Annotated in this window: 32 protein-coding genes and 1 riboswitch; of the genes, 4 read left to right on the top strand and 28 right to left on the bottom strand. The window is 41.8% G+C overall.

Annotated elements, in window-relative coordinates; all coding sequences use genetic code 11:
- Positions 1-407 precede the first annotated feature (407 nt).
- The 14 genes from K6969_RS02985 to K6969_RS02920 form a co-directional block, all read right to left on the bottom strand.
- Positions 408-932: a VanZ family protein gene (locus K6969_RS02985; RefSeq protein WP_029173428.1), complete on the bottom strand. Its 525-nt coding sequence runs from the start codon at positions 930-932 to the stop codon at positions 408-410.
- Complete coding sequence (rlmN, locus tag K6969_RS02980; RefSeq protein ID WP_002942845.1) at positions 929-2,041, bottom strand: 23S rRNA (adenine(2503)-C(2))-methyltransferase RlmN; 1,113 nt, start codon at positions 2,039-2,041, stop codon at positions 929-931. Before rlmN ends, K6969_RS02985 begins: the two co-directional genes overlap by 4 nt.
- 8 nt (positions 2,042-2,049) lie before the next feature.
- On the bottom strand, positions 2,050-2,691 hold the full coding sequence (locus K6969_RS02975) for a YutD family protein (protein WP_014638483.1): 642 nt from the start codon (positions 2,689-2,691) through the stop codon (positions 2,050-2,052).
- 187 nt (positions 2,692-2,878) lie between these two features.
- On the bottom strand, positions 2,879-3,928 hold the full coding sequence (locus K6969_RS02970; RefSeq protein WP_044674235.1) for a SepM family pheromone-processing serine protease: 1,050 nt from the start codon (positions 3,926-3,928) through the stop codon (positions 2,879-2,881).
- Positions 3,915-4,403 (bottom strand): pantetheine-phosphate adenylyltransferase, encoded by a 489-nt coding sequence (gene coaD, locus K6969_RS02965; protein WP_002939048.1) that lies wholly within the window; start codon positions 4,401-4,403, stop codon positions 3,915-3,917. Before coaD ends, K6969_RS02970 begins: the two co-directional genes overlap by 14 nt.
- Positions 4,393-4,932 (bottom strand): 16S rRNA (guanine(966)-N(2))-methyltransferase RsmD, encoded by a 540-nt coding sequence (rsmD, locus tag K6969_RS02960; protein ID WP_171942830.1) that lies wholly within the window; start codon positions 4,930-4,932, stop codon positions 4,393-4,395. Before rsmD ends, coaD begins: the two co-directional genes overlap by 11 nt.
- Positions 4,933-5,230: 298 nt before the next feature.
- Positions 5,231-5,953 (bottom strand): hypothetical protein, encoded by a 723-nt coding sequence (locus K6969_RS02955; RefSeq protein WP_024385934.1) that lies wholly within the window; start codon positions 5,951-5,953, stop codon positions 5,231-5,233.
- A 56-nt stretch (positions 5,954-6,009) separates the two neighbouring features.
- Positions 6,010-6,396, bottom strand: coding sequence for a rhodanese-like domain-containing protein (locus K6969_RS02950; RefSeq protein WP_029173425.1), 387 nt, complete (start codon positions 6,394-6,396; stop codon positions 6,010-6,012).
- Positions 6,396-6,614 carry a YqgQ family protein gene (locus K6969_RS02945; protein WP_024380322.1) on the bottom strand — a complete coding sequence of 73 codons (219 nt, stop codon included), beginning with the start codon at positions 6,612-6,614 and terminating at the stop codon, positions 6,396-6,398. Before K6969_RS02945 ends, K6969_RS02950 begins: the two co-directional genes overlap by 1 nt.
- Positions 6,615-6,718: 104 nt before the next feature.
- Positions 6,719-7,321: a response regulator transcription factor gene (locus tag K6969_RS02940; RefSeq protein WP_171942831.1), complete on the bottom strand. Its 603-nt coding sequence runs from the start codon at positions 7,319-7,321 to the stop codon at positions 6,719-6,721.
- Positions 7,318-8,412 carry a sensor histidine kinase gene (locus K6969_RS02935; protein ID WP_171942832.1) on the bottom strand — a complete coding sequence of 365 codons (1,095 nt, stop codon included), beginning with the start codon at positions 8,410-8,412 and terminating at the stop codon, positions 7,318-7,320. Before K6969_RS02935 ends, K6969_RS02940 begins: the two co-directional genes overlap by 4 nt.
- A gap of 8 nt (positions 8,413-8,420) precedes the next feature.
- The gene (locus tag K6969_RS02930) at positions 8,421-9,152 is read right to left on the bottom strand and encodes an ABC transporter permease (RefSeq protein ID WP_029173422.1); all 732 of its coding nucleotides are present in this window, start codon (positions 9,150-9,152) and stop codon (positions 8,421-8,423) included.
- Positions 9,149-10,027, bottom strand: a complete 879-nt coding sequence (locus K6969_RS02925; RefSeq protein WP_171942833.1) for an ABC transporter ATP-binding protein — start codon at positions 10,025-10,027, stop codon at positions 9,149-9,151. Before K6969_RS02925 ends, K6969_RS02930 begins: the two co-directional genes overlap by 4 nt.
- A gap of 252 nt (positions 10,028-10,279) precedes the next feature.
- The gene (locus K6969_RS02920) at positions 10,280-10,798 is read right to left on the bottom strand and encodes a Dps family protein (RefSeq protein ID WP_171942834.1); all 519 of its coding nucleotides are present in this window, start codon (positions 10,796-10,798) and stop codon (positions 10,280-10,282) included.
- Between the two features lie 201 nt (positions 10,799-10,999).
- Here K6969_RS02920 and K6969_RS02915 point away from each other — a divergent pair, with 201 nt between their 5' ends.
- The 4 genes from K6969_RS02915 (at position 11,000) to K6969_RS02900 (ending at position 14,159) form a co-directional block, all read left to right on the top strand.
- Positions 11,000-11,212 (top strand): CsbD family protein, encoded by a 213-nt coding sequence (locus tag K6969_RS02915; RefSeq protein ID WP_002942806.1) that lies wholly within the window; start codon positions 11,000-11,002, stop codon positions 11,210-11,212.
- A 169-nt stretch (positions 11,213-11,381) separates the two neighbouring features.
- Complete coding sequence (locus K6969_RS02910; protein ID WP_029173419.1) at positions 11,382-11,816, top strand: low molecular weight protein-tyrosine-phosphatase; 435 nt, start codon at positions 11,382-11,384, stop codon at positions 11,814-11,816.
- A gap of 131 nt (positions 11,817-11,947) precedes the next feature.
- Complete coding sequence (locus K6969_RS02905) at positions 11,948-12,370, top strand: membrane protein (RefSeq protein ID WP_029173418.1); 423 nt, start codon at positions 11,948-11,950, stop codon at positions 12,368-12,370.
- The gene (locus tag K6969_RS02900; protein ID WP_029173417.1) at positions 12,360-14,159 is read left to right on the top strand and encodes an acyltransferase family protein; all 1,800 of its coding nucleotides are present in this window, start codon (positions 12,360-12,362) and stop codon (positions 14,157-14,159) included. Before K6969_RS02905 ends, K6969_RS02900 begins: the two co-directional genes overlap by 11 nt.
- A gap of 698 nt (positions 14,160-14,857) precedes the next feature.
- Here K6969_RS02900 and K6969_RS02895 read toward each other — a convergent pair.
- From K6969_RS02895 to racE, 14 genes are all read right to left on the bottom strand, one after another.
- Positions 14,858-15,979, bottom strand: a complete 1,122-nt coding sequence (locus tag K6969_RS02895; protein ID WP_321537345.1) for an IS110 family transposase — start codon at positions 15,977-15,979, stop codon at positions 14,858-14,860.
- Positions 15,980-16,151: 172 nt separating this feature from the next.
- Positions 16,152-16,805: a phosphatase PAP2 family protein gene (locus K6969_RS02890; protein ID WP_029173380.1), complete on the bottom strand. Its 654-nt coding sequence runs from the start codon at positions 16,803-16,805 to the stop codon at positions 16,152-16,154.
- Positions 16,806-16,829: 24 nt separating this feature from the next.
- On the bottom strand, positions 16,830-17,387 hold the full coding sequence (locus tag K6969_RS02885; RefSeq protein ID WP_029173381.1) for an ECF transporter S component: 558 nt from the start codon (positions 17,385-17,387) through the stop codon (positions 16,830-16,832).
- A 59-nt stretch (positions 17,388-17,446) separates the two neighbouring features.
- A riboswitch (FMN riboswitch) is annotated at positions 17,447-17,782 on the bottom strand.
- Between the two features lie 49 nt (positions 17,783-17,831).
- Positions 17,832-18,377 carry a tRNA (cytidine(34)-2'-O)-methyltransferase gene (locus K6969_RS02880; RefSeq protein ID WP_024378130.1) on the bottom strand — a complete coding sequence of 182 codons (546 nt, stop codon included), beginning with the start codon at positions 18,375-18,377 and terminating at the stop codon, positions 17,832-17,834.
- A 417-nt stretch (positions 18,378-18,794) separates the two neighbouring features.
- On the bottom strand, positions 18,795-19,925 hold the full coding sequence (locus tag K6969_RS02875; protein ID WP_171942835.1) for an ISAs1 family transposase: 1,131 nt from the start codon (positions 19,923-19,925) through the stop codon (positions 18,795-18,797).
- 465 nt (positions 19,926-20,390) lie between these two features.
- A complete protein-coding gene (yidD, locus tag K6969_RS02870; protein ID WP_024380309.1) occupies positions 20,391-20,630 on the bottom strand; it encodes a membrane protein insertion efficiency factor YidD in 240 nt (79 codons plus the stop codon).
- Positions 20,630-21,361 carry a pseudouridine synthase gene (locus K6969_RS02865; protein WP_024375836.1) on the bottom strand — a complete coding sequence of 244 codons (732 nt, stop codon included), beginning with the start codon at positions 21,359-21,361 and terminating at the stop codon, positions 20,630-20,632. The genes yidD and K6969_RS02865 overlap by 1 nt, the downstream gene beginning before the upstream one ends.
- Positions 21,351-21,920 (bottom strand): SMC-Scp complex subunit ScpB, encoded by a 570-nt coding sequence (scpB, locus tag K6969_RS02860; protein WP_029173899.1) that lies wholly within the window; start codon positions 21,918-21,920, stop codon positions 21,351-21,353. The genes K6969_RS02865 and scpB overlap by 11 nt, the downstream gene beginning before the upstream one ends.
- Positions 21,904-22,623, bottom strand: coding sequence for a segregation/condensation protein A (locus K6969_RS02855; protein WP_029173900.1), 720 nt, complete (start codon positions 22,621-22,623; stop codon positions 21,904-21,906). Before K6969_RS02855 ends, scpB begins: the two co-directional genes overlap by 17 nt.
- Positions 22,623-23,354: a site-specific tyrosine recombinase XerD gene (xerD, locus tag K6969_RS02850; protein WP_029173901.1), complete on the bottom strand. Its 732-nt coding sequence runs from the start codon at positions 23,352-23,354 to the stop codon at positions 22,623-22,625. The genes K6969_RS02855 and xerD overlap by 1 nt, the downstream gene beginning before the upstream one ends.
- Positions 23,351-23,809, bottom strand: a complete 459-nt coding sequence (gene cbpB, locus K6969_RS02845; RefSeq protein WP_029173902.1) for a cyclic-di-AMP-binding protein CbpB — start codon at positions 23,807-23,809, stop codon at positions 23,351-23,353. The genes xerD and cbpB overlap by 4 nt, the downstream gene beginning before the upstream one ends.
- Positions 23,806-24,333, bottom strand: coding sequence for a metallophosphoesterase (locus K6969_RS02840; protein ID WP_029173903.1), 528 nt, complete (start codon positions 24,331-24,333; stop codon positions 23,806-23,808). The genes cbpB and K6969_RS02840 overlap by 4 nt, the downstream gene beginning before the upstream one ends.
- Positions 24,306-25,316 (bottom strand): nucleoside-triphosphate diphosphatase, encoded by a 1,011-nt coding sequence (locus tag K6969_RS02835; protein ID WP_029173904.1) that lies wholly within the window; start codon positions 25,314-25,316, stop codon positions 24,306-24,308. The genes K6969_RS02840 and K6969_RS02835 overlap by 28 nt, the downstream gene beginning before the upstream one ends.
- On the bottom strand, positions 25,313-26,107 hold the full coding sequence (gene racE, locus K6969_RS02830; RefSeq protein WP_171942836.1) for a glutamate racemase: 795 nt from the start codon (positions 26,105-26,107) through the stop codon (positions 25,313-25,315). The genes K6969_RS02835 and racE overlap by 4 nt, the downstream gene beginning before the upstream one ends.
- Between the last annotated feature and the right edge of the window lie 27 nt (positions 26,108-26,134).

The raw sequence follows: 26,134 nt of genomic DNA, 5'->3' as shown, positions 1-26,134 counted from the left end.
GAATTGTCTAGAATCCTCCCATATCTCATCTCCTCTAACAAGGAGTTGCACTGTAAGGTGTGCCAACCGAACTATCATTGTTTTAAGTTCATTTGTGTGACTGTTTTGGCTGATTACTCAAAAGAAGCTACAGCAAACAATCATTGTGAATTTAGGGCATTTTAGGACTAGGCAGTCGGGTGAAGGCAGTACTGATGGTACGGCAAGACCGACTAACGACGTCATAAAATAGACATAAATGCACATCAGCCCATTTCATAAAACTCCGCCACCTGTTCCCAGTACCACAGGCTCCCTGAAGACTTCTGCTTTATTACTTCTTCTGATTTAAAGAGATTATACGGTATCTGCTCAAGATTGTCAATAGGTTTTTTAAAATTTTCTAAAAACTCTGAAAACGCTGAAAACTACTGTTTCGTTCTTCCTTGACAGAATCTACACCACACTTTATAGGTTGTATAAGCCAACACACCGCCTAATGTATTAGTCCAGAGATCATCAACTTCAAAGACCCGACCAGCATCGATCAGGAGGTCCAACAGAAGCTGTGTGCATTCAATAAAAAGACTGATACAAAAACTATAACGAATCACCGATCGAAGGCTCCGCCATTCTTCCCTAAGAAACAAAAGAAGAAAAATCAGAGGAAAAAGTAGAAAAATATTAGTGATGTTTTGCAAGAAAATCCACCCTAGGTCCGCCAAACTATCTACCTTGTCCCCGTTGACGATGCTGTTGAAAGGAGTTGGTAAAAGATAGAGACGGCCAATTTGAATAATTCCTGGGGTCGAGAAATCCTTATACTGTGGGTACCAAGTCTGTGGTAGGAAACAAAGTAAGACAATAGCCAGAGCATAGGCTCCAGCTAAGGTCTTACAAATCTGTCTTCCTAGCTTGGTCAAGTTTCCATCTGCTTGGAAGAATTTTCTCATGCTCGAATACCTGCCTTTGCTTTTGCTGCAGCGATGCGAGCACGTGCCTTTTCACGGTCTTTTTTGAGCGTATTGGAGCGCAACTGACCACATGCCGCATCAATATCAGTACCATGTTCCTGACGAACGACACAATTAACACCATTTTTCTTCAAAACATCAAAGAAAGCAAGAGTACGTTCCTTGGTTGAACGACTGTACTGGTCATGTTCACTAACTGGGTTATAAGGAATCAAGTTGATATAAGACAATTTACGGATGTTCTTGGTCAAATCAGCTAACTCTTGCGCCTGTTCAACCCCATCGTTGACCTCATTGAGCATAATATACTCAAAGGTCACACGGCGGTTGGTCACTTTGATATAGTCTTCGATTGCCTCGAACAAGACCTCGATTGGATAACGGCGGTTGATCCGCATAATGCTCGAACGAAGGTCATTATTTGGCGCATGTAGAGATACTGCCAAGTTTACTTGGACACCTTCACGTGCAAAGTCACGGATTTTTGGTGCCAAACCAGAAGTGGATACCGTGATGTGACGGGCACCAATTGCCAAGCCCTTGTCGTCATTAACCACTCGCAAGAAGGTCATAACATTATCGTAGTTATCAAGCGGTTCACCAATCCCCATCACAACGATATGGCTAACACGCTCATTCTGATTGCGCTCATCCAAGTACTTTTGTACCAACATAATCTGAGCCACAATCTCACCGCTAGTCAAGTCACGTTGCTTAGGAATCAATCCAGATGCACAGAATGTACAGCCGATATTACAGCCAACTTGTGTCGTTACACAGACTGAAAGGCCATAGTGCTGGTGCATGAGAACTGTCTCAATCAACATGCCATCTGGCAGTTCAAAAAGGTATTTGATAGTACCGTCCTTAGACTCCTGTACAATCCGTTGTTTGAGCGGATTAACTACAAAATGTTCTTCCAACTTTTCAATCAAAGATTTTGGCAAGTTGGTCATTTCCGCAAAAGATTGGACACGAGAACGGTAAAGCCATTCCCAAATTTGAGTGGCACGGAACTTCTTCTCTCCGTTTTCTAAAATCCAATCAACCAGATTGGCTTGACTAAATGCATAAATTGATGGTTTCATATTTCTCCCTATTTCTGGCGGATAACAAAGTTACGCTTCACTTCATTCATCTCACGCTTGCTCTGCTTACGCTCACGTTTTTGAGAACGCTCTGTTTGACTCGCCTTAACACCAGCATTCTTCATAGTAAAATGACGCTGTTCCGACTGTTTGTTTTGCTGCTTCCCTTTTTTCTGACGGTCATTGCGATTACTTTTGTTTTCTTTTGGCGCAATAGGCTCCGTCCGTTGCTGATTTCTGTTCCGATTGCGAGAACGACTCCGCTTCCGACGCGGTCTATCCTCCTCCTCAGCAGGCAAGTCTTGTGGATTCGGATTGGCTAAGACGAAATAAGCACAACCAAAATTACAATACTCCGTCAAATAGTCGTCCAAGCGGCTGATTTTTAAGTCTGATTTAACATTTTTATCGTCTGTATAGAATCCCCTTAATCTCAGCTGCTCATTGCCCCAATCTCCCACAATATAATCAAATTTGAGCATGAGTTGTGAAAAACGTTGACCAAAAATCGTCTGGTCAAAAGCATTCTTGTAATCTTCCAAAAGGTCCAATTCAATATTTTCAGATACAACCTTATCTCCGACACGAGCAAAACTCGGACCAGGGTATTTATTATAGTTATACATTTCAGGTGAAATTTCTTTTTTCATTTGTCCTCCTATCTTATAAAATCTTCATACGTAAAAATCATTTGATTAATAATCTATCTGGTCAGAATCTAAATTCTCACACTTAACCTTATTATTATAACACGATTTATCTGGAAATTCTTCTACTTTACCATTTAGGAGAAATTTCTGACAATTATAATATTATTCTCTAGCAAAAAAGGACGATTTACTCGCCCTTCGTTTTCTTCAAATAATCAATAGCCTCTTGAACAGTTTTTACAGGAACTACCTCAATATCCAACCCTGCTTTCTCCGCAGCTTCTTTAGCTTCCTCATAGTTGGTTTTAGCCTTTGGATCTTCCTTCAAAACTTCCACATCAACTGGATTATTTGGTACAAAAAAGATACTTGCACCTGACTTAGCTGCCGAAATAACCTTCTTATCAGCCCCACCAATGTCACCTACTTTTCCATCCTGCTCGATAGTCCCCGTACCAGCAATAATTCGACCATCACGTAAGTCAGGCTCTGCGAGTTGAGTATAGATGGCAAGTGTAAACATCAGACCAGCACTTGGACCACCAATATCTCCCGTTTGGAAATCAATCGGAATCGAACTTTGAACCTCTGTATGATCTACGAGAGTAATGCCTATTCCGTTTTTGCCATTAGACAATTTGATAATCTTACCGTCCGCAGATTTTTCCTGACCGGCGCTAATATAACCAACTGTCACATCACTTCCAAGTTCCAAGCCACTCACATATTTTATCAAATCAGGAGAAGACTCAAATGTTTTTCCATTGATACTCACAACAGTGTCAGCAATATTAAGAACTTTTTTAAAGGTCGAATCATCCGCCAAGGCAAGTACATAGACACCAAAGAAATCAAGATTGACTTCTTTTCCTGCCAAGGTCAAACCTTGGTACTTCGCCATATTTTGCGATGTCTCCATGTAAAACTGTGCTATACGAAAATACTCTTCATTGTCGGCCCCTCCTGTCATCTCTTCAGAGGAACGAATTGTCGTATAGGGATCAAACTGAGCAGCGAATAGTTGTAAAGCTGTGGCTTGTTGGACTGATACATAGGTGAAGTTGTAAGAGCCATCCTCTTGGTCTATTTGATTGTTCACCGTTAGTACCTGACGAATATCGGCAGCTCCACCTGGACTTTCCAAATAATAAGGCAGACGAACAAAAACGGCAAACCAAATCAAAAGAGTTCCTAAAACAATAGATGCAATTAAGGTTAACTTCCTATTTTTCTTCATTCTTTCTAATCTCCTCACTAACAATTTCTGGAACATAAGGACCTATGTCCTGTTTGAAATACAGCAATTCTCGAACCTGGCTGGATGATACGAACTTAAGCTCTGGCTTGGCGATTAAATAAATAGTTTCCAAATCTGGCGCCAACTGACGATTGTAAAAATCAAAACTTGACTCGTATTCCAAATCGGTCGCATTACGCAATCCTCGGACCAAATGTGTTACTCCATAGCGCTTAGCTACATCGACTACCAATTCATTTTCAGACAGAACGACCTCGATATTCTCCATTCCTACAAAAAGCTTCTCCAAAATGGCTTTTCTCTCCAAACCTGTCAAGAGTCCTGCCTTTTTAGGATTGGTAAAAACTCCCACATATAATTTATCAAATAGTCCACTCGCTCGTTCAATTAAGTCCAAGTGTCCATTGGTAATGGGGTCAAATGAGCCCGTAAACAATCCAATCTTATCTGACATATACTGTTACCTTACTAATTCCGTAGAATTTCTCTTTCCATATCCCCAGCTCTGCTATTTCCTCCGGAAGAGAGACCGCCTTATCCGTTTCGCAGACTACCATAACATCATCTGCTAGTAAGTCACGGCGACAAAGTTCTGTTATCACATCTTCAATTTCCTGCTCTGCATAAGGAGGGTCCAAGAATACCAGGTCGAAAGGCCCTTCCACACTGTTCAAAGCCTGTCTAGCTTCCATTGCTAGAAGCTGAAATTTATCTGCTTCCTTAGTCATTGCAATATTTTCACGGATAATGGCTTGTGCTCGTCGATCTCGCTCAACCAGAACTGCTGACTCCATGCCACGAGATATAGCCTCGATAGATAAACCACCACTGCCGGCGTACAAGTCAAGAACTCTACCACCCTCAAAATAGGGACCAATCATATTGAACATGGCTCCACGGACCTTATCCGATGTCGGTCTGGTTGTTTTTCCATCTAACGTTTTCAGTGGTCTTCCACCATAGCTTCCCGATACAATTCTCATAAGGTATATTATAGCAAAAAATGAAGCTCGTTGCTGAAACCAAGTGCACTTCCTACTTTCCTTTTTGCACCAACTTTTTCATCCTCCTATCAAATATGCTCTCAACCGCTATAGCAGGAAATCATTCTCGCACTATTCAATAAAATACTAAAAATAAAAAGCAAGAAAATTCTGTTTTACGCGAAATTCCTCACTCTTATCGTATGTATTTAAACTAGATCGTTACAAGAAAAAATTGGTGTTGAAATACAAATAGCTATTTTTTCCAGTATGCTAATACACCCAGTAGCTAAAAAACCTACGGATTATCTGGTGAACTCTCGTCAGCTGTTGGAACTGTTTCCACTGACTCAACCAGGCTAGTTGTTGAATCCGTCGTTTCCGCCGGGGTTTCAGAAACTGTTGGAGTTTCTACCACAGGTGCTCCTTCACTAGTCGGAGGGACTGAAGTACTTGTACTAGTTGACGCCACGCTGCTTGTATACTGGCTTGTTGAACTCACACTTTGATTTCCATATATATTTTGATTAGGCACTACATAGGATTCTTGTGAGGTCTCACTAGCTTCAGCAAGGTCCGTTGACTGACTAGTCCCTGTTTCAGATACTTTTTTCTCATCAGCTACTTTTTGGGCTGCTTCCGCCCTGACCAACTCCGCTTTTAGCTTAGCCTGTGTTTGAGCATCTGTCTGCTGTCCCACTAGCTCTTTTACTTGGTCAATCCGTTTCTGTAATGCTGCTTTTTTAGTCGCATCCGTAACCTTGTTTACTGCAGATTGTGCCTCTGCAAGTTTCTCTTCAGTATGTGTTCCTTCTAATACAATGACAGCATTCTCAGCATCCTGAAATAATGTATCAACCGTTTTTTTCTGATTGGGCACTTGCTGTACTGTCTTTGTATCGCTTGTTTCGCTTTGAGCATTTTTATACCAACTAGCGCCTAAGCTAATCAATAAAATAAGTCCCATAAAAGAAATAATGCCAATTTCTGCCAATGACAACTTTTCAAATTTCTTTTCCATATTTTTGCCCTTATCCGTCTTATTGCATAAGAAAATACTCTAGCCTACTGACAATGCTACTTAGTCGTTTTTACCTTACCATTCCATCCGTTTAGACCATAGCTTAAAATATAGATTTCGTTAAAGCCCTGTTTCTTCAGATGAAAGGCTGCAGGCGTTACCAACTGACCACAATCATTCTCATAGATTAAGACAGGTCTGTCCTTACGCAAAGCAGCTGTAGACTGGCGCAATTGCTGGTAAGGAATATTTCTAGCACCTAAGATATGCTTACGATTAAACTCACTCGGGTCTCGCAGGTCAATCAACTGACCTCCGTGTATCTTTTCTGCAAATTCTGCATTATCAATCACCGTCGCCGCACGGCGCAATCTCCAGTAATTAAAACCCATCCAGGCTCCCAATACTGCCAAAAATACTAAAAATACCCAAAATGTTTCCATCACTCATTCTCCCTTGATTTCTGATACTCTAATTCCAAACGATGTTCACGTCGCAAGACCAATTCGGCCTCCATGTAGTCCAACCTATCCAGAAGACCAGCCTGATAAACGCGATTGAGCTCTATCTGCATCATCTCGATGTCATAGAGACGATTGCCCATATAGATGATAATCCCAAAGCGTTTTAGCAACTGTTGCACATCGTATAGTCGTTTCATATAGTAAATTTTAGCAAAATATCCAAAGTTTTTCAATATAAAAACTCAAGCGCTGTTTCCCTGCATTCATCAAAAAAGATTGGGTTCTCCCCAATCTCATTCGTTTATACTAACCAACCCTTTTCCTGTGCAATCTTAACAGCGGCGGTTCGGTTTTCGGCACCTAGCTTGGACAGGATAGAGGTCATGTAGTTGCGGACTGTCCCGTCAGACAGGTAGAGATGGCTGGCGATTTCCTTATTGGACAAGCCATCTGCCACCAGCTTAAGTAGCTGGTTTTCTAAGTTGGTCAAAGGACTGCGTTGGGTCAGGAGAATGTCCATCAACTCTGGTGAATATTCCTTCCGCCCCGCCAAGACCGTTTCAATGGTCCGCATGAGGTCTGCGATGGAGCGTTCCTTGAGCACATAGGCATCCACATCAGCCTTGACTGCCCGCTCGAAATAGCCCGGTCGCTTGAAGGTGGTCATGATGACAACCTTGACAGGCAAGGCTTGCCCCCGCACCCATTCCAAAACATCCAGGCCCGTCTTTTCAGGCATTTCTATATCTAAGAGCACCACATCTACGAGCTCTTTTTTCAAAAGAGCAATGGCCTGACTGCCGTTTTCTGCCTGTAAAACAGCCTCAACCGCATCTTGAAAACCCAAGAGTTGACAGAGGGCGTCCCGCAGCATTGCTTGATCTTCTGCGACTAAGATTCTCATTCTACCACCTCCTCAAACGGAATTCGGATGGACAGGAGGGTGGGCTTGGCTAGAGAGATAAATTCCAAGCTCCCTTTCACCGTTACCAACCTGTCCTTTATGGTATGCAATTCCTGACCAGTCAACTGGGCAAAGCCCACACCGTTGTCTTCGTAGTGCAAAACCAATTCTTGCTGGTCTTTTTCAAAAACCAAACGGCACTTGCTAGCCTGACTGTGCTTGAGCAGGTTGTTGGCCAACTCTCTCAGCACCATAGCCAGCTTGTTCTGAACGGGCAAGCTGAGCTGCTCTGCTATTTCCCCGCCTAAGACGACTAAGTCCACTCCTGCCAAGTCCAACATCTGCTGCAAAATCTGGAGTTCCTCTGCCACGGTGTGCTGCTTGAGGGACTGGACAATCTGGCGGACCTCCTGCATGGAGTCCTTGGCCAAGGTCTGAAGGTCTGCCACCTCCTTCTTGGCCTGGTCAATCTGGTCGTGGTCTAACAAAGTCTGGACCAGCTCGGCCTTGACAGACAGCATGGCAAAGACATGACCAAGTGTGTCATGCAAGTCCTGACCGATACGGTTACGTTCATTCTCAGCTAGCAGGAGATTGATGGACGCATTCTGTTCCTGTAGGCGTTGCTGAAGGGCTTCCCGCTTGGTCTCAATCCAACTGAAAATCAGCAAGGCCAAGCCGAAAAAGTGAATGATGAGGGCAAAGGCTCTCATCTCAAAAGAAACTGGACCAAACAAAGCCCATAGGATAATGACCAGCAACAAAAGCCCGTAGGACACCGTACGATAGGTTGGTCGATTCTCTTTATAATACCAGCCCAGCATATTGGACAGGTTGTAGATAAAGAGTGAAAATTGCAGATTGCCCCAAAAGCTCATGACGGCGATATAGCCAATCAGGTAAAACCAAGCCAGCATGGAATAGAGCTTATGGTCAGTGTAAAAGAGGGAGCAATAGACCAAGGCAAAGAGAATAGTCGCTAGGACAACTGCCGTCGGATTGGGACTATACTGGGCATAGTAAAAGGGAAAATAGAGAAAGACCATGCCCACGAAGAACATGAGTGGTACCTTTCTTTTTTCAAATATCATGGCTTACCTCACTGTTGCTCCGATTTTCTATTTAGAACTAGAGCAATTCCTAAGAAAATTATCGCATAGCCTAGGACAATTAGCAAGGATTTCCAGAGAAAATCTCCCTCTTGGGCATAGGTGGTCACCAGCTGATTGACATGGTAGCTAGGCATAAGTTTGCAAATCCGCTGCACCCAGTCTGGAAAGAGGGAAACAGGCATCCAAGAGCCACCCATGATGGCCAGAACAAAGTAGAGCAAGTTTGCCACCACCGACATGGTTTGTTCCGACTGAATTTGCACCAAAAGCAAGCCAATGGCTAGAAATACGATAGAGGTTACTAAAAGTAAGAGAGCCGAAATTACCCATTCTTGAGCTGTCATCTCTACACCCTTAACTAAGCCACCCACCGCAAAGACAATGGCAATAGAAGACACAAAGCAGAGCAAGACCCGCACCAGTTTGGAAAGATAGTATTGCCAGATTGGCAAGGGCGAATGCTGGATAAAGGTCAACCAGCTATTCTTTCTGTCCTCTGCCAGCATCATGGGAAAGGTGAAAAGGGCAAAGCCCGACATGGAAAAGCCTGTCATGGTCAGCATGTAGGACTGGATGAAGGCCTTTTGCATGGCCGCATCGTCAAACTGGATCGTTGATGAGAAAATCAGGAAAAAGATGACAGGCATGCCGATAGATAGGAGAAATACTCCCAAACTTCTGGATAATTTTACCGCCTCTACTTGAACTAATGCTTTCATGATTCTTCCTCCCTCGTCTTGTCAAATAGGCTGTTGAGCAGGGTTTTGTTCTGTACCTCTAAATCTGAAATCCGACAACCTGCCTCCTGCAAGCTAGCCCAAACCTGCTCAATAGCTCGGGTCTTAAAGCTAACCGTGTCTTGTTTGTAGCTGATTTCATTGATTTCAGCCAAGCTCTCCACCACCGCCGCAAAGGCAATCGGCAGGGTTACTTCCTTCTCCTGCTCCTCACTCCGCATGGCAAATGGCGTGGTATCTCTTAGTAACCGCCCCTGATGCAAGACCAAAATCCGCTCCGCCGTATGCTCCACTTCCTCGATATAGTGGCTGGTATAAAAAATAGTCACACCCTGATCCTTGAGTTCATGGACAATCTCCCAAAAACGCTGACGGGTCGACGTATCCATGCCCGCCGTCGGCTCGTCCAAGAAGAGCAACTTGGGCTTGCCAATCAGACAGATGACGAAAGCCAAGAGCCGCTTCTGACCACCCGATAGCTTGCCGGCCAGTTGATTTTTTTGCTCTGGGGAAAAGCAGAGCAGGCTGTCGATTTCCACATCTGTCAGACTATCCTTGTATATGGCTTGGAAAAAGCGGAGCAATTCCTTGACCTTCAGGTCTGTCGGAATGGCATTTTCTTGTGGTAAGACTGCCACCTTTTCCTTATTAGACTGAGCCTGTGGAGCCAGACCGTCCAACAAAACTTGGCCTTTCGTCGCCTTCCTATCTCCCAACAAACAAGACATAAGCGTCGTTTTCCCAGCCCCGTTTGGACCGATTAAAGCTACACATTCTCCAGACTGGATTTCAAAGGAAATATTGGACAAGATTGTCCGTCCTTTGATAACTTTGTCTAGTGCTCGTACTTCTATCATTTTTCTACCTCCTACTTCTTGAACATCTTATAGTCTTTTAGTTTACTTTTAGTACTAGGCAACGAGCCGCAGGCATAACTGGAGTTAGGCAAGGCGAGTTAACGAAGTAATAAAAGAAAAACTAAATGACGATACATAGACAGTATATCTCGAAAAAGGAGACCCCACTAGAAGACTTTGTCATGGACTCATGTGACAAATGTCATATCGTATCTGCATCAAAAAAAGAGTCCTTATGGACCCTTCATCTGTTTACAACTTAGGTGCTTGACCAAGTTCTGCCTGCAACATCCAAATATGTTTTTCAATACTAGCCTTAGCCACATTGAAAATGTCGTTGGTTACGCTGTCACCTTCTTCATCACTGACATCAAATCCCTTTTGGAAAAGAGCTGCTAAATAGCGGAACACCTCTACCACACGTGCCAATTGCTCTTCCATCGTTATATTGTAGTCACCAGGAACTTCCTTAAGCTGACTATTTTCACTAAATTCTTGAAGAGTAGAAAACGGTGCCCCACCTAAGGTGATCAAACGCTCACTCATATCATCCAAATAGCCATCAATTTCTTCCATATAGTCATCCATTTTGGGATGCCAAATCATAAAGCCACGACCACGCATATACCAGTGAACTTGATGGAGGATTGAATGGGCTACTGATAAATCGGCCACCGCTTGATTCAAAACAGCCTTAGAATTAGCCAGTGATGGACGCGGACTGAAAGACGCAATTTCTGCTGGAGATTGATAATATTTTTGTTTCATCATATATCATCCTTTCTTTTATTTATAATTATTATAAATAAAAGAAGAAAAAATTGCAAGAATTATCCCTCCTCCTCTGACCTATTGACAGACAAATTCCTTGCTATATTAACTTATATACGTTAGACTAGTAAGTAAGAATAGTATGTGATTTTCTTTTTAGAAAATCATCGCCCCCATATGTGTATATCAAGGAGGAATTTTATGTCAGAAGAAAAATTTGACGCAAAACTAGAACAGCTATCTGGCTCTGCAAAAGAGGTAATTGGTAAGCTGACCGGCGACAAGGAAATCGAAGTTGAAGGACTTGTTGAGAAAGGAATTGGCAAAGCAAAAGAGCTAGTCGAAGATGCAAAAGATGGGCTTGAAGGTGCCATTAACGGCATCAAAAATGCTTTCGACAAAGAAGAGAAATAAACAAAGAGTTCAATATAGGTAGGATTGGTCGTACACTGTTTGATAATGAACAGTACACTTAATTTGGTCTTTTACCTATAGCCCGAACAAAAATATGCAAGAGAGGGGAACTCAGATATTTACCTGTCGAGTCTACCTTCTCTTTTCTTATGCCACGAAAGGAGAATCTATGAAAAAAATCGTTTTTGTCTGTCTTGGAAATATTTGTCGTAGCCCTATGGCTGAATTTGTCATGAAAGACATGACAAGTCAATTTCACATTGAAAGCCGTGCTACTTCAAACTGGGAACATGGTAATCCTATCTACCCTGGAACACAGAAAATTTTCCAAAAGCACAAGATTCCCTATGATAAGACCAAAACCTCTCAACAAATCTCTCAAGCAGACTTTGAGGAATTTGATGTCATCATTGGTATGGACAGCAATAATGTCCGAGATTTACAGAAAATGGCACCAGCACATGCCCAAAATAAGATTTTTCAATTCGCAGAAAAATCCGTACCAGACCCTTGGTATACTGGAGATTTTGACGAAACCTACGAAATGGTAAAGAAAGGTTGCCAAGACTGGTTGGACAGGTTACAGTCATTTGACCAAGAATAAGATTTTCTATGTAATATTTTTGTAATATTTGTAAAAAAATGGTAAACTATTTCTGACTGAACTGATAATTTCTTACTGTATCCTAGAAAGAACTGATTAGCATCGGTCAAATCCTATGAAAGAGTAAAACGATGAAAGAGTTCAAATTACCTAGCATAAAATGGCATGATATAACAAGTTATTTCACCCGTCCAAAACTTGAAATCCTCTCCCTTATTATCATCCTCATCTGTGCCCTCTCTGTATTTACAGGGCGAATTGCCAGCAAGCAAGCCATAACTTTCAATAATGGCGCCCTGCAGTACAACGGTTATGTGGTCGCAAATAAAATGAATGGTCAAGGAAAATTGACCTTTGATAATGGAGATGTCTACGAAGGACAATTTACAAATGGAATTTTCCACGGTCAAGGAACCTACACATCTGCAAGTGGGTGGGTTTATACCGGGCAATTTAAAAACGGCTATGCCGATGGAAAAGGAAAATTGACCACCGAAGGACAAGCTATCTACGAAGGAACTTTTAAACAGGGGATTTATCAATATGAAAATTAAATGGTTATCTGTTATACGTGTGATTGGATTAGTCTTTGTTCTACTCTATCATTTCTTTATCAAATATTTCCCAGGTGGCTTTGTGGGGGTTGACCTCTTCTTTACCCTGTCTGGATATTTGACAACCGCCCTTTTGATTGATGAGTTTGCAAAACATAAAAAAATAGATATTGTCAGCTTTTTCAGAAGAAGGTTCTATCGCATTCTCCCCCCTCTGGTTTTAACGATTCTTTTGGTTCTTCCACTTGCTCTGCTTGTCCGCAATGATTTCATTGCCAATATCGGCAATCAGATAGCCGCTGCGCTCGGATTCATGACAAACTTCTTTGAAATTCTATCAGGTGGTAGTTACGAGAATCAATTTTCACCTCATCTATTTATGCATACTTGGACACTAGCCATAGAAGTTCAGTATTACCTTGTCTGGGCTGGTTTAGTTTGGTATCTGACTCGCATCTCAAAAAGTGTGGGGCAACTACGTGGATCAATTTTTCTAACATCTATAAGCCTCTTCTCGCTAAGTTTTTTAGCAATGTCTATCTCAAGTTTCTTTGTGGATAATTTCTCAACCATTTACTACTCGAGCTTCACACATACCTTCCCATTTTTCCTCGGTAGTATTCTCGCAACCATCGCTGGTATCGGAAATACAACAACCGCCTTCCAGCAACAAGTGAATACATTGACTATCAAACAAACTATAGGTCTGTTTCTTGGAGGACTCGGAGTAGAACTTCTTCTTCTCTTTACTCTTCAATTCAGTTCCATCTGGACCTATCTAATTGGTTTTCTTCTATCCAGTTTAGCTACAGCAACTATGATTTTTGCTGCTCGGGTACTTCACGAGAAAACCGAAGATGTCAAAGAACCTGCAATTATCCTCTTCTTTGCAAGTATTTCTTATGATATCTACCTCTTCCATTGGCCCTTACTCATTATCTTTACACAACTGACAAATGCCACTATCGCTGCGGGATTATCCTTTGTTTTTTCTACTATCCTATCAACTATTTCCTTCTATATTCTAGAACCATATATTGCTGGTAAAGTAGGAAGCTTGTTTGGATTACCCATAGATTTGAAACCATATAAAAAATGGCTTCTTGGTAGCTTTGCTTGCTTGACCATAGTTGGCTTAGGTATCTGTCTGTTTGCACCAAAATTAGGAAGTTTTGAACAAGAGAGCATGGTTAGCAATCTTTACCAAGCTCAGACCCAACTAAATACAACACGATCTGCTGCTGAAAACGCTAAAGCTACTAGTTTTGAAATTCAAAAAGGAGTTATCATCTTTGGCGATTCTGTTACTGTTCGCGCTAGTTCTGCCATACAGACCGCGCTACCAGATGCACAGATCGATGGAACTGTCAGTCGAAATCTCTCTGAAATTGCTAAATTGATAAATCTTTATAAGCAAAATAATAGCTTGAAAGAGACTGTAGTTGTAGCCCTAGGTACAAATACTACGGATAATTATCAGGAACTACTAGACCAGCTAGTCAAAGATTTTCCTAAAGGACGTCGCCTTATTTTTGTCACTCCTTACGATGGAAACTTCACTCCGAGCGAATCTATTTCTTATCAAACTGGTCAATACGAGAAAGAATTGGCTGAAAAATATGATTACATTTCCATTGCAGACTGGTATCAAGCTGCAAAGGATAATCCACCAATTTGGTACAATACCGACCTTGTTCATTTCAATCTTGAAAGTAATGGAGGCGAAGTCTTCGCCCAAACGATAAAAAATGCCGTTGAAGCCGTTACTGATGGCCCAATCAAAAACTAGATTTATACATCATCATCCTCTGAGAATTTCTCGGAGGATTTTTGTACGATTTTCCGATAAGTCCAGCGCGAACTCTAAGAAATGGCGCTGTGCCTGAGCTCAGTCTCAATAAATCTTGTGAAATAAGCCACTTCTACAACGGACGGCAAAGCGAAGTAACGATATAGTCGAATGAATTAGCTTTCAGACAAGGAACTGAGGTGCAGGTTGCTAGCACAGCCTAGTGGCTGTGCTAGGTTGGAGATATAACTTGCAAAGCAAGTCACTTCTGCAGGGTACGGCAAGACGAAAGTGACGATGTATCAAAGTTAATTCAAATGACTGATATGTAAAGCCCTTTGTCAAGTAAAAACAATCGAACTGATTAAAAAATGAAAAGTATCTAGAAAGAGCCTAGTTCTTAGCTTCGGGCATTGGCCACTCTGATATTCGTGGATTGGTTACCTACAGGTCAATGGTTCTGCCGCGAGTCCTACTCTCTATAAGCGTGGATCACAATTGTGCCACTTAGTCGTTTCGTAGATGACTCAAACCTTGAAGTCCTAAACTCCTTCAAGATACTTTCCATTCAAACATGATTTCAATCCTTATTTCTGTCCAAATTCACCCAGTGATTTTGGATAGAAATAGGGATTCCTCATCGCTCTGCGATGATAAAACTTAATGGTCAAAAGTGTACATGAAAACAAGCGCTAACTTCAAGCTATTCTTCCTGTCATCATCCCCCAAATAAAACCAGACAATTCTCGTGCAATAGCTGTTTTAGCAACATTTTGTTTCTTATTTTTTCCTAGAACAAGTGTGCGATAACGTCTTCTTAAGCGTTCATTAGCCTTATCCGCATAAGCAATCACCTCCACTCGGTTTCCACTTTGTCTCCTTTTCAATTCTTTGGATTTATACCCAATCGTCCCCTTAGCCAATGATTGTGCAGCTTCTATCAGAAGTCGTCTCACATGGCTATTCCCAGCTTTGGTGATAGCACCTCTTCTCTCCTTGTCGCCGCTAGAATTTTCGCTAGGAGTTAGCCCAAGATAAGAAGCAAAATGTTGAGCTGTCGCAAAGCGATTAAAATCACCGATTTCTGTCACAATGGAAAGAGCAGTTAGTGTTTTAATGCCAATAAAGCAAGAAAGCCGTGAGACCTTCTCTTGATAACTGTCGCTTTGACCCAGTTGCTCAATTCGTGCATCATACCGTTCTATTTGATCTACTAATTTCTCATAGGTCAATAGATATTCTGTCAAAATCTCTGCGTAAAGTCCCTCAGGTTTTAGGGAACGGAGCCAGCGAACATGTTTCTGTGTCCAATTACTGCTTCCCTCGGTATAGCGAAAATCATGTCGGAGACAGAAGGCAAGAATTTGTTGTTTGATTTTCTTCAGAGCCACTTTGTGGTCTGTTCTCATACGGATATATTCTTTGACTTGTTCATCCTCAGCAGTAGGAATATGAACAGGCTGATAGCTACGAAAGGCCAGAGCTTTTGCGAGCTGAGCCGCATCTTTCTTATCAGTCTTAACACGCTTAGATCCTTCCTTCATTACCGTTGTAGGTGCCATCACGATACAGGGAATCCCGTGAGCTTGTAGCTGGTGATATAGGGTAAATCCGAGGCATCCAGCTTCGTAGCCACATAACACTTCTGCATCTTGACCATATAAACGACGAAGCTCATTCACATAGTTCACAATATAGCTAACATTTGGACTAACTTTAGTGCTATGTTTGAATTGATTGGTCATCATATCATAATAGCAGAGTGAAAAACTTTCTTTGTGAACATCCATTCCGATGAAAAGTGTGGTAAAATGAAACATATAAGACCTCCAATTGAGTGTGGTAATTCCTGTTAGAAGTTGATTGTTTTTTTATTCTAGTGTACAGGTAAATCCACGAATTCTCAACTGGGGGTCTTTACATATTGTCTATAATAGAAAGATGACAAGTTAAAACTCCTACCTTTTACAGTAGGAGTTGGTGTCAAATTGACTATTTTTGCTTACTTTGGAAACGCCATTCAAAGCGTTTCTGATCGTAAAATGGATACATCATTTGTAAAAGAGTGACGGCAAGTAGCCAACCACCGATAATATCTGTCGGGTAGTGAACCCCAATATAGATACGGGATACAGCTACCAGGACAGCAAGTAGAATCAACATGGCTTGTAGCACAAGTCTAGCTATGCCTTTATTCATCCTCTGGTGAACAATAATAACAACTGCTCCTGCAATCATCATAGTTGATGCAGTATGCCAGCTAGGAAATGAATAACCGATGGTATCAATCAACCATTCAATACTTGGACGCGGACGTTGGTAGACATATTTCAGGGCTGTGGATGCCACACCCATCGCCGCAAAACTAGCAAGTAGGAAACAAGCTTCTATCTTCCATTTTTTATAGTAGTAAAAGATAGCAGCTAGAATCAAGGTAATAGCTAAAATAATAACTGTATTTCCTAAAACAGTAATAGAGGTCCAAAATTGACTTGCTCCACTTGGTAAATTTCCACGAATGGCAGACTGGACGGTTGAGTCAAAACCTGCTAGGGTACTAGGATAAAATTTTACTACATAGCCCAATATCACAAAGGCCAGAGCAAAAAAAGATGCGTTTCGTAAATGGATTTGTTTATTCTTCATACAGTATAGTTTACCTTATAAAGGTTAAACTTTCTTTAAAATAGGTTGGGCTGCTTTGTAACAGATATAAAATATTGCTGAAAGCACAATCCCTTGTAAAAGATTAAAAGGAAGTACCATCATCAAAAGATAGTTAGTCAGACCCAAGATTTCTTTAATATCAAAATTTGCAAAGGCTGCATAGACAGGCACCGCATAAACGTAATTTAATACCAGCATCACTGCTGTCGAACCAAGCGTCGCAACAGCGGCTGCTTTTAAATAATTTTTTATCGCTTGGTCATTTTTCCAGAAATAAGCTACTGCTAAAATGAAAACTGACATAGCTGCAATATTCATCGGTAAGCCAATAATTGTCGATGGTCCCTGATTATTTAAAATCAGTTTGAGAAAAGTTCGTACCAAAAGGATAGCAAAACTAGACTTCATATCTAGAACAAGCAGACCAAATAAAATCGGTACGAGAGAAAAATCCACTTCCAGGAAACTGGCTGTTGGAATCAGCGGAAATTTCAAATACATGAGCAGAAAGGATACTGCTGAGAGAATGGCGATAATCGTCATTTTGCGTGTGTTTGTCATAAGGTTCCTCCAATTTTTGAAAATTGAAGAAGCGTGGAAGAGCAGGCAAAAGGCCTCCACTTCGTCTTCTCCCATCCAGACTTTACTGTCGGTTGTGGAATTGCACCACATCAGCTTTCGCTCGCAGACTGTACGTGTCTTTCTTTCTATTTTATGGCTTCGTTAAGTCGGCTTGACATACCTTAGTATAGTCTGCGCCTCCTTGCCTAGCCCTAAAATGAAACAAAAACACTTTTTTTGAGTGTTGCTTAAGATTTTTCTATCAGTCTAGGCGACAAGGCGAAGGCATAACTGGAGTTAGGCAAGCCTGGTCAACGACGAATGAGAGAAAAAGAAAAGCAAGAATCAAAAAAATCACTGCCGGTCGGGAATCTCACCCTGCCCTGAAGACTATTTCATCATACCAAAAAAGCCTTGCATTTGCAAGAGCTTGGTAAGTTTTCACTATTTTAACTTGTCCCCATCATAGGTGTGAACCAAATCTAGACCAACGAACTGTTGCTGCCGAAGAGCTTCATATACAATCATACACGCTGTATTAGAGACATTAAGACTACGCACATGTTCATCATTCATTGGAATACGGATAGCCTTTTCTGGATGTTCACGCATAAAATCTTCTGGCAAGCCCTTATCTTCACGGCCAAATAAGAAATAATGAATGTTCCCATCATTATAGTCTTCATCCGAATAGGTTTTATCAGCAAATTTAGATACTAAGTGAACACGTCCTTGTTTGCTGGCATAATCCATAAATTCTGCTAAATTGTCATAGAAGCGAACATCTAACTTATCCCAATAATCTAGTCCTGCACGTTTCATCTTACGGTCATCAATTGGAAATCCCATAGGCTTAATGATATGGAGAGGACTATTGGTTGCAGCACAAGTTCGAGCAATATTGCCTGTATTCTGTGGAATCTGTGGTTCAAATAAGACAATGTGGTTTTTGGCTGTTTCTTCTATATACTCTAATGTTTCAATATTCATAAGGACCTCTCTGGTGACATTTCACTAAACACGAATACCCTCGAAAATCAAATCCAAACCATGTCAGCTTCATTTTGCCGTATACCAGTACGGTCTGTTGCTTGTTGTCTAGTTTCTTTTTTTGATTTTCATTGAGTAAAAAGACTCGACTGTCTCCTATAGCAAGAAAGACAAAAAAATAGCCACACTGCCCGGAGTCAAGCTCAGCAAACAGCATGGTGAATGATGATTCATTGATTTAACTCACAACAGGTTTGAGTTAAATCAATGAAATCGTGATACTATTGTAGCTTAAAGAAGGCTGAAAATCAAGAGTTTTGCCCCATTTTTCACGTCATACGCATGAAAAATTTCTTCTCTCCTTTTGTCCCCGGAAATAACTGCTTTAAACTTAGTATCTACCTTTTTACAAGCACCTTATCCTCGATGTCCAAATAATTGTGGCAAATAATCCTCCAAATGGACAGAAATATAGCGTTGTTTGCGGCGATAGCTCAGCTCTTCCTTAGGGAAGGTCATCATTTGTAAGAGATGAAGACAAGCCTTACGAATAGCATTTAAATTGAAAGCAGCTCGTTTATCTAAGGTTTGGTTCCTATCTTCTCGGTAAACCACATCTAATAACCAATGTAGGCTCTCAACCGACCAATGACCACGAACAACCTGAGAAAAAGTTTGCACACCACCCTTGAAACTAAGGATAAAGTAACGAACTTCTTCCGTGATGACACCATCTTTATCAATGGTATTCTTAGTCATACCAATCCCACGAAGTTTTTTCCATTTTGGATGCCGTTGGCTCAGCCATTTCACATCGTGAGAAACCCAGTAGTCCCTCACCTCAATCTGACTGCGTGCCTTTTCAATGGTCTGATAATGACAGCCTTTCTCTGACAACTTAGATAATAATTTGGCGTCATTAAAATAGATGTCAATATCCTCATGGAGATTGCCTTGATTTCCTTTGACTGCCAAGCAATAATCACCCTTACCTCCTATAATCACGTCCGCAATGTCTGTCTGGGTGCCCATGGCATCAATCGTGACTACACTCTTACGAAGGTCTAGCTGACGCAAGAGGCGAGGAATGACTGTGATTTCATTGCTTTTATCCTCAACAGCTACCTGCCCAAGGCTAATCCGATTACCACCATCATAAGCAGTGACAATATGAGTAGGAGATTGGTGTTTCCCTCGGTTCCCCCGAATCGTTTTTCCGTCAACGGCAATCAATTTGGAAAAATCAGTTGTTTCTGAAGAGGTTTCGAAGGACAGTTTCAGTTCCTTCAAGAAATCTGGATTGACCATACTCACAACACGCTCCAAGGTATCGTGTGAAGGACAGCCGACACTCAAGTCAACGTATTCTCCCAAGACAGATTCGTTCATTTCTATGAAATCTTCCATCTCTTTCCACGTTTCAATCCCTGCCAACTGACAAACGAAAACTAGAAAGAGAATAGTAGATAAAGGATAGCGGATTTTCCATGCTTGGCGGCTATCATACTCTTCTTTGTGCTCTTCTATGGATAAAAGAAAATCAATCATTGTAGTTCACCTCTATTCTAGTGTACTACTTTGATTGATGTTTGGTTATGATTTCCGCTTTCTGAAAACGATTTTTTCTTCATGCGTTTGGCGTGCCCATTTTTTTCAAATTTTCATAGAAAATCATGGAGGCTGGGCAAAAAGACCAACCTCACTTCTCAGAGTTCGTGTCAACATCTGAGCGCTGTGATTTATTGGCTATAACAGTCCAGTGGACTGTTATAGCTGGGTGAAGTAAAAACAGGACACATCTAAGTTTATCAATCTGAGAACTCTAAAGTTATTTTAGGAGTGGGTTATTGACACTATAACTTAAAGTTGTCATTTTCCTAATTCAAACACTGTAATATCTAGACAAATTTGCTTCGCCCTATCTCCAGCCTTAAAAGGTTCCCCAAACCTTTTGAGAGAGTACTAAAGGCAACCTAAAAACCTATATTTATACAAAACAAAAAGTAGGTTGCCCTACTTCTGCTTATTTCTTTTCAAACTAAACCTGTCCGGCACAGGATCTTCCCCACCTTCCACAAAGGGATGACAGCGACCAATTCGAGCCAACCCCATCAAAAAGCCTTTGAGCCCATGTTTCTGTAAGGCCTCTATCATGTAACTTGAACAAGTCGGCTGATAGCGACAGGAAGGTGGAAAGAGGGGGGAAATAAATTTCTGATAGAATCGAACCAAGCCGATCAAGAGTCTTGTCATTATTTTTTAACTGGCTTAGTAACAGCCAGGGTATGTAGTTTGCTGATGTCTTTCTTGTTGAGCTTGCGGTATTCTCCTGGACGTAGGCCGGTCAAGTCAAGATTACCAAAGCGAGTACGAGACAGCTTATCTACCTGCAAGCCGACAGCCTCAAACATCTTCTTAACCTGGTGGTTTCGACCTTCATGAATGGTCAACTCGACCACAGAGCGATTTTTAACAGGGTCCACCTTAATAATCTCGTACACCGCAGGCTTGGTCTTTTTACCATCAATGACAACACCACGGGTCAAGGGACGCAAAACTTCCTTGTTGGCAACCCCTTTGACACGCGCCAAATAAACCTTGTCAATCTCATTTCGAGGGTGAATCATTTCGTCTGTAAAATCACCGTCATTGGTCAAAATCAAGACCCCAGATGTATCCCAGTCCAGACGTCCTACAGGATAAATCCGCTCCTTAACTGTTGGCAACAAGTCCACGACAGTCTTTCGTCCCTTGTCGTCTGACACACTAGAAATAACACCACGTGGCTTATTGAGGAGATAGTAGACCTTCTCTTCGTTGTAGATTGGTTGTCCTTCGACTTCCACAATATCTCCAGACTTAATAGTAGTTGCCAACTCACGGACAACTTGACCATTTACAGTTACTAGGCCTTGTTTTATCAATTCTTCTGCCTTACGACGACTGGCAACTCCAGCATGGGCAATGTATTTATTAATTCTCATTTTCTAACTCATTTCTTTCTACGAATAGCTCTGTTTCTTCTTGAATCAAATCTATTTCAGACACATCAGGTAATTCTTCTAGACTATTAATTCCCATGTAATCCAGGAAATAATCCGTTGTCACATAGAGATTTGGTCTGCCAAGAACCTCTTTCTTACCGTTCTCACGAATGAGGTCAAAGGCCTGTAATTTACTGATGGCACCACTGGAATTGACTCCGCGAATATCATCAACTTCAATCCGAGTAATGGGTTGCTTGTAGGCTACGATTGATAAGGTTTCCAAAAGAGCCCGTGACATAGTCTGATTGATTGGTGTTTTGGCATAGATTCGCAAAAGGTTTGCATATTCTTTTTTAGTAACCAACTTGTAGCGATTGGAAGACTCTAAGAGAGCCAAGCCTGAGGCTTTGTCTGCCATATATTTCTCACTAAGTTTCTCTAATTGCTGACTAACAGCTGTGGGCTGCAATTCCAACATTTCAGCCAAATTGCGCAAACTCAAGCCATCCTCACCTGCCACAAAGAGCAGGACTTCGATTTCAGCTAAGCGATTCATCTTCACTCCTTACTAGGTAAATATCTCCAAAAGTCTCTGTCTGCTCCAAGACGATTTCATGAACCTTGACCAATTCCAAAGTCGCAAGGAAGATTGTAATCATTTCATTAACATCTTGACTTTCTTGAAAAAGCTGACGGAGTTCAAGGCGTGGACCAATCTCGAAACGACTGCGAACAAAGTCCATCATGTCTTCGATTTTATATTCATCACGGGCAATGGTCGCATGAGACTGACGAAGGCTTGCCTGTTTTTCAGCCATTACTTTAGAAAAAGCTAGGAAAATGTCAATGACGGTCTTATCCTTGGCTAACTGTACATCATCATAGATCAAATCTAATTTGGGTTTTGAAAAATAGTTGGCCCGTTCATCATGTTGCTCCCCTAATTTCTCACTGAGAAGTTTGAACTTGCGGTATTCTTCCAACTGGTCCAAGAGGTCCATTTCAGGATCATCTTCGGGATCAATTTGTTCAACAACCTTCGGCAATAACCGACGACTTTTGATGACCATCAATTGACTAGCCATGAGCATATATTCTCCCGCCACCTCTAAACGCATGGCTTGTAAGGTAGCAATGTAGACCAAATATTGCTCAATAACCTCTGTAATCGGAACCTCATAAATATCTACTTGATACTTGGACACCAGGTGTAGCAGGAGATCAAGTGGCCCTTCAAAATCTTTTAATTTTATATCCATTATCTAAATTTTTCCAAACTCATGCTTGTTTTCAGTCCCAACTGCTTGGCGATTTGGTCCAAGGATTTTCCTTCGTCTATCTGTTTTAGAATATACTGCTCCCGCAATTTTTGGGCTGTCCAATCAGGCTTGCCGATGGACTGGACAAATTCTGTCAGACGATTAAAAAACCATTGACGAGAATAGGTCTGTCCTTTCTTGTCAAAGACATAGTGCCCTGTCAGATGAGACTCCATATAGGGTATCAATTCCTTGGGCAGAGTGAGCACCCGCTTGGTTGCTCCCTTCTCAACTGTCAGGACTTGAAAATCCAGATTGACCTGCTGACTAGTCAGCTCTGCTATTTCACTAGGAATCAGCCCTAGTAAGGCAATCAAAAGAGCAATCAGTTGCCCATCAAGCCAAGGACTTTCTTGAAAGAGGAGAGTTAAATCCTCACGCTCCAGTTTCTTTTTGACGCTGGCTGGACCTGACATCGTTTGCAATTTATAAAAACGATCCAGGAGATTATTTTCATAAAGAAAGTAGAGAAATTGATTGACCGCTGACATCTTTCTTTTCTGAGCAGCAGGTTTCAAGTCTAGAAGAGACTGCTGATAGACCAAAAGAGACTGTTGGCTAATCTCCCCCTTTGTTACTGTCACAAACTGCTGCAGGTCATAGGTATAGGACTTTTGGCTGTTGACACTGACCTTTTTGCTCTGGATAAAAGATTCAATCGCCTGCTTCATTTCTTGCCTTCTTTTGATGCTAGGGGGAAATTATGCAAGAGAGCATTGATTGCTTTCAGAATAGATTTACGGGTAATAATCCCAAGGAATTCCCTGTTTTCCCCTAGAACAGGTAGGAAGGACTGATCAACTAGCTTGCGCATGACTTCTGTCAAATCATAATCCAGACCTACCGTTTCTACATCCGTCTTTGCAATCAGGGAAATATCCGTGTTCAATTCATCATCTGACAACTCATGCTCAGCCTGGTATTGAATGATTTCCGTCAAGCCAATGGTTCCAAAGAATCGGCCGTCTTCTGTTACTACAGGCACACGAGAATAGGTCATGTGACTGAGCAACAATTTAGCATGGTCAATATTATGCGTATCAATAATTACTGCCAATTTATCTGCTGGTGTCAAGAAAGTTTCTTCCTGGTCCAATAAAAAGGCTTCAAATTCTCTTGCAATCATCTTGAAATATCCTTTGTCAATGCTGGGTAAAGTTGGTGCTGTCGATTGTAGTAATCCACATGGAAATGATCATCATAGATAGTCACAAGAGCATAGAGACATTCTCTGACCAAACCACGAGGTTGACTAACGGAGCCAGGATTGAGGAAGAGGGTCTTGCCACGCACTTCGGCATCAGGCACATGCAGATGCCCATACAAACAAATATCCGCATCCACTTCCTGTGCCCAATAATCCAGCCGTTGCCAGCCGTAATTAATACCATAGAGGTGTCCATGGGTTTGGGCAATGGTCACATCACCCAATTGAGTAATGAGCTGGTCTGGATAACCGCCAAAATAGTCGCAGTTGCCATTGACCACTTGAATACCAACCCAAAGACTATCTTGACTGTCCAGTTCCGAATCACCGTTGTGAAAGATGGCATCGACCTTGCCAAGATAATGATGTTTAATATCCTCTACAATCTGTCTATCCCCATGAGAGTCGCTCATGACTAGGATTGTTTTGCTTGCTCCTGCCATACTGGAAATGCCTCCACTAATTTTTCTAGTGCTTGTGCACGGTGGGAAATCTTATTTTTTTCTTCTAAGGTTAATTCTGCCGAGGTCTTACCTGTTTCGCCTACGAGGAAAAGTGGATCATATCCAAACCCATTTTCCCCACGGAGGTCCATACCGATAAAGCCTTCCCAGTCCGCTTCGACAACCAAACTATCACGATTTGGAGCAGCCATGACCAGAGTACAATGGAATTGCGCCGAACGATCTTTCAGTTCAAATACCATGGCTAACTCATGCAAGAGTTTGGCATTATTGAGCTCATCTGTGGCATCTGGGCCTGAAAAACGAGCAGACCAAACTCCTGGCAAACCACCTAAAGCATCAACCTTCAAACCAGAATCATCTGCCAAGACCATCTTGCCTGTCAGCTCTGCTATGGTTTCAGCCTTCAAGCGTGCATTTTCCTCAAAAGTCATACCTGTTTCTGCTACATCTGGCAGATCAGGATAGTTGTTGAGGTTCTCGACCTGGTAGCCAAAACGCTCAAAAAACTTACGGAATTCCTTGGTCTTACCTTCATTTTTTGTAGCAATCAAGATGCTATCTCCTACGCTTGCCAATCCCTTGTCTTGACCGAAGAAATCTGCCGTGCTTACTCCTGCTTGGGGCAGATGAACCAAGAGCAATTTGTCAGCTTCTGTTACCAGAATAGCTCCTTGGTGTTGGAGAACTTTGAACTGGCGATTGTTTAACTCATTCAAAATACCACAGGCAAATTGGAAGAGGGCAAAGTCCGACTGGAGTTTGATCACTTCAATTTTGACACACTGGTTAAAGTTCTCATCTTCATAGTTACCAGCAATTAGTTTGTCAAACAATTGACCAATCTGGTAAATTTCCTGCTCTCTCCCATTTTCACCAAATGAACCAAATAGATTGGCAAAGCTGGCTTTTCCGATAAACCAATTGTGCTCATCTCTGTATTCGTATATCTTGTCTGTCATAGTTCTACATGCTCCACATGAATATCAATGCCCATCCAGCTTTCAGCTATTTCTTTAAAAGCTGTCGGACTAGCTGTTGTGTAAAATCTGTGCTGAATATCCTTTTCGGTACGGCTGCAGTTGATTTGAAAATAATTTAATAAAACAGAAATATCTCGCGCGCACTCTGCCCCACTGTCAATCAACTTGACATCCTTGCCCATGGCATTCTGGATGATGGGGCGAAGTAGGGGATAATGGGTACATCCCAAGACCAAGGTATCTACTTTCCCAACGAGTGGCCGAAGTGTCTCATAAACAACCTTTTTGGCAAGACTGGATTGGTGGCTATTGGACTCAACCAGTGGTGCAAATTTGGGACAGGCTAGGCTGTCTACCTGCGTTTCCGGAGAAAGGGCCTGAATTTTTTCACGATAGATATCTGATTGAATGGTCATAGCCGTTCCTAAGACACCAACCTTACCAGTTTGCGTTGCCTTAATAGCTGCCGATGCACCTGGTAAAATAACACCCAAAACAGGAATATCTAACTTTTCCTTGACTTCTTCCCAGGCTACCGCTGTTGCCGTATTGCAGGCAAAGACAATCATTTTTACATTTTTTGTCAAAAGGAAATTGACCAGCTGCCAAGTATATTCTCTGATTTGTTCCGCTGGACGTGGTCCATAAGGTGCCCGTGCCGAATCTCCGATATAAACGATTTCTTCATGGGGAAGCTGGCGCATTAACTCACGCGCAACCGTTAATCCCCCCACACCTGAATCTAAAAAACCTATTGGTCGATTATCCATAACATTGAGAATAGCCAGAAAATCTGA

The sequence above is a fragment of the Streptococcus suis genome, from assembly GCF_019856455.1.
In the GTDB taxonomy this organism is placed as follows: Bacteria; Bacillota; Bacilli; order Lactobacillales; family Streptococcaceae; genus Streptococcus; species Streptococcus suis_AE.
Note: the sequence above shows the minus strand (reverse complement) of the source record. Positions and strands in the feature narration are given on the sequence as shown.

Coding starts and splice junctions, on each gene's coding strand:
- K6969_RS02975 (WP_014638483.1), bottom strand. CDS start 2,691: ATGAAAAAAGAAATTTCACCTGAAATGTATAACTATAATAAATACCCT.
- K6969_RS02905 (WP_029173418.1), top strand. CDS start 11,948: ATGAAAGAGTTCAAATTACCTAGCATAAAATGGCATGATATAACAAGT.
- K6969_RS02900 (WP_029173417.1), top strand. CDS start 12,360: ATGAAAATTAAATGGTTATCTGTTATACGTGTGATTGGATTAGTCTTT.
- K6969_RS02925 (WP_171942833.1), bottom strand. CDS start 10,027: ATGATAGAAGTACGAGCACTAGACAAAGTTATCAAAGGACGGACAATC.
- cbpB (WP_029173902.1), bottom strand. CDS start 23,809: ATGATTGCAAGAGAATTTGAAGCCTTTTTATTGGACCAGGAAGAAACT.
- K6969_RS02880 (WP_024378130.1), bottom strand. CDS start 18,377: ATGAATATTGAAACATTAGAGTATATAGAAGAAACAGCCAAAAACCAC.
- rsmD (WP_171942830.1), bottom strand. CDS start 4,932: ATGAGAATTGTATCGGGAAGCTATGGTGGAAGACCACTGAAAACGTTA.
- K6969_RS02840 (WP_029173903.1), bottom strand. CDS start 24,333: ATGGCAGGAGCAAGCAAAACAATCCTAGTCATGAGCGACTCTCATGGG.
- K6969_RS02895 (WP_321537345.1), bottom strand. CDS start 15,979: ATGTTTCATTTTACCACACTTTTCATCGGAATGGATGTTCACAAAGAA.
- K6969_RS02970 (WP_044674235.1), bottom strand. CDS start 3,928: ATGAAGAAAAATAGGAAGTTAACCTTAATTGCATCTATTGTTTTAGGA.
- K6969_RS02915 (WP_002942806.1), top strand. CDS start 11,000: ATGTCAGAAGAAAAATTTGACGCAAAACTAGAACAGCTATCTGGCTCT.
- K6969_RS02940 (WP_171942831.1), bottom strand. CDS start 7,321: ATGAGAATCTTAGTCGCAGAAGATCAAGCAATGCTGCGGGACGCCCTC.
- K6969_RS02955 (WP_024385934.1), bottom strand. CDS start 5,953: ATGGAAAAGAAATTTGAAAAGTTGTCATTGGCAGAAATTGGCATTATT.
- rlmN (WP_002942845.1), bottom strand. CDS start 2,041: ATGAAACCATCAATTTATGCATTTAGTCAAGCCAATCTGGTTGATTGG.
- scpB (WP_029173899.1), bottom strand. CDS start 21,920: ATGAATCGCTTAGCTGAAATCGAAGTCCTGCTCTTTGTGGCAGGTGAG.
- K6969_RS02835 (WP_029173904.1), bottom strand. CDS start 25,316: ATGACAGACAAGATATACGAATACAGAGATGAGCACAATTGGTTTATC.
- K6969_RS02855 (WP_029173900.1), bottom strand. CDS start 22,623: ATGGATATAAAATTAAAAGATTTTGAAGGGCCACTTGATCTCCTGCTA.
- K6969_RS02985 (WP_029173428.1), bottom strand. CDS start 932: ATGAGAAAATTCTTCCAAGCAGATGGAAACTTGACCAAGCTAGGAAGA.
- coaD (WP_002939048.1), bottom strand. CDS start 4,403: ATGTCAGATAAGATTGGATTGTTTACGGGCTCATTTGACCCCATTACC.
- K6969_RS02920 (WP_171942834.1), bottom strand. CDS start 10,798: ATGATGAAACAAAAATATTATCAATCTCCAGCAGAAATTGCGTCTTTC.
- K6969_RS02935 (WP_171942832.1), bottom strand. CDS start 8,412: ATGATATTTGAAAAAAGAAAGGTACCACTCATGTTCTTCGTGGGCATG.
- K6969_RS02910 (WP_029173419.1), top strand. CDS start 11,382: ATGAAAAAAATCGTTTTTGTCTGTCTTGGAAATATTTGTCGTAGCCCT.
- racE (WP_171942836.1), bottom strand. CDS start 26,107: ATGGATAATCGACCAATAGGTTTTTTAGATTCAGGTGTGGGGGGATTA.
- yidD (WP_024380309.1), bottom strand. CDS start 20,630: ATGACAAGACTCTTGATCGGCTTGGTTCGATTCTATCAGAAATTTATT.
- K6969_RS02875 (WP_171942835.1), bottom strand. CDS start 19,925: ATGATTGATTTTCTTTTATCCATAGAAGAGCACAAAGAAGAGTATGAT.
- K6969_RS02930 (WP_029173422.1), bottom strand. CDS start 9,152: ATGAAAGCATTAGTTCAAGTAGAGGCGGTAAAATTATCCAGAAGTTTG.
- xerD (WP_029173901.1), bottom strand. CDS start 23,354: ATGAAGCAGGCGATTGAATCTTTTATCCAGAGCAAAAAGGTCAGTGTC.
- K6969_RS02865 (WP_024375836.1), bottom strand. CDS start 21,361: ATGAGAATTAATAAATACATTGCCCATGCTGGAGTTGCCAGTCGTCGT.
- K6969_RS02950 (WP_029173425.1), bottom strand. CDS start 6,396: ATGGAAACATTTTGGGTATTTTTAGTATTTTTGGCAGTATTGGGAGCC.
- K6969_RS02885 (WP_029173381.1), bottom strand. CDS start 17,387: ATGACAAACACACGCAAAATGACGATTATCGCCATTCTCTCAGCAGTA.
- K6969_RS02945 (WP_024380322.1), bottom strand. CDS start 6,614: ATGAAACGACTATACGATGTGCAACAGTTGCTAAAACGCTTTGGGATT.
- K6969_RS02890 (WP_029173380.1), bottom strand. CDS start 16,805: ATGAAGAATAAACAAATCCATTTACGAAACGCATCTTTTTTTGCTCTG.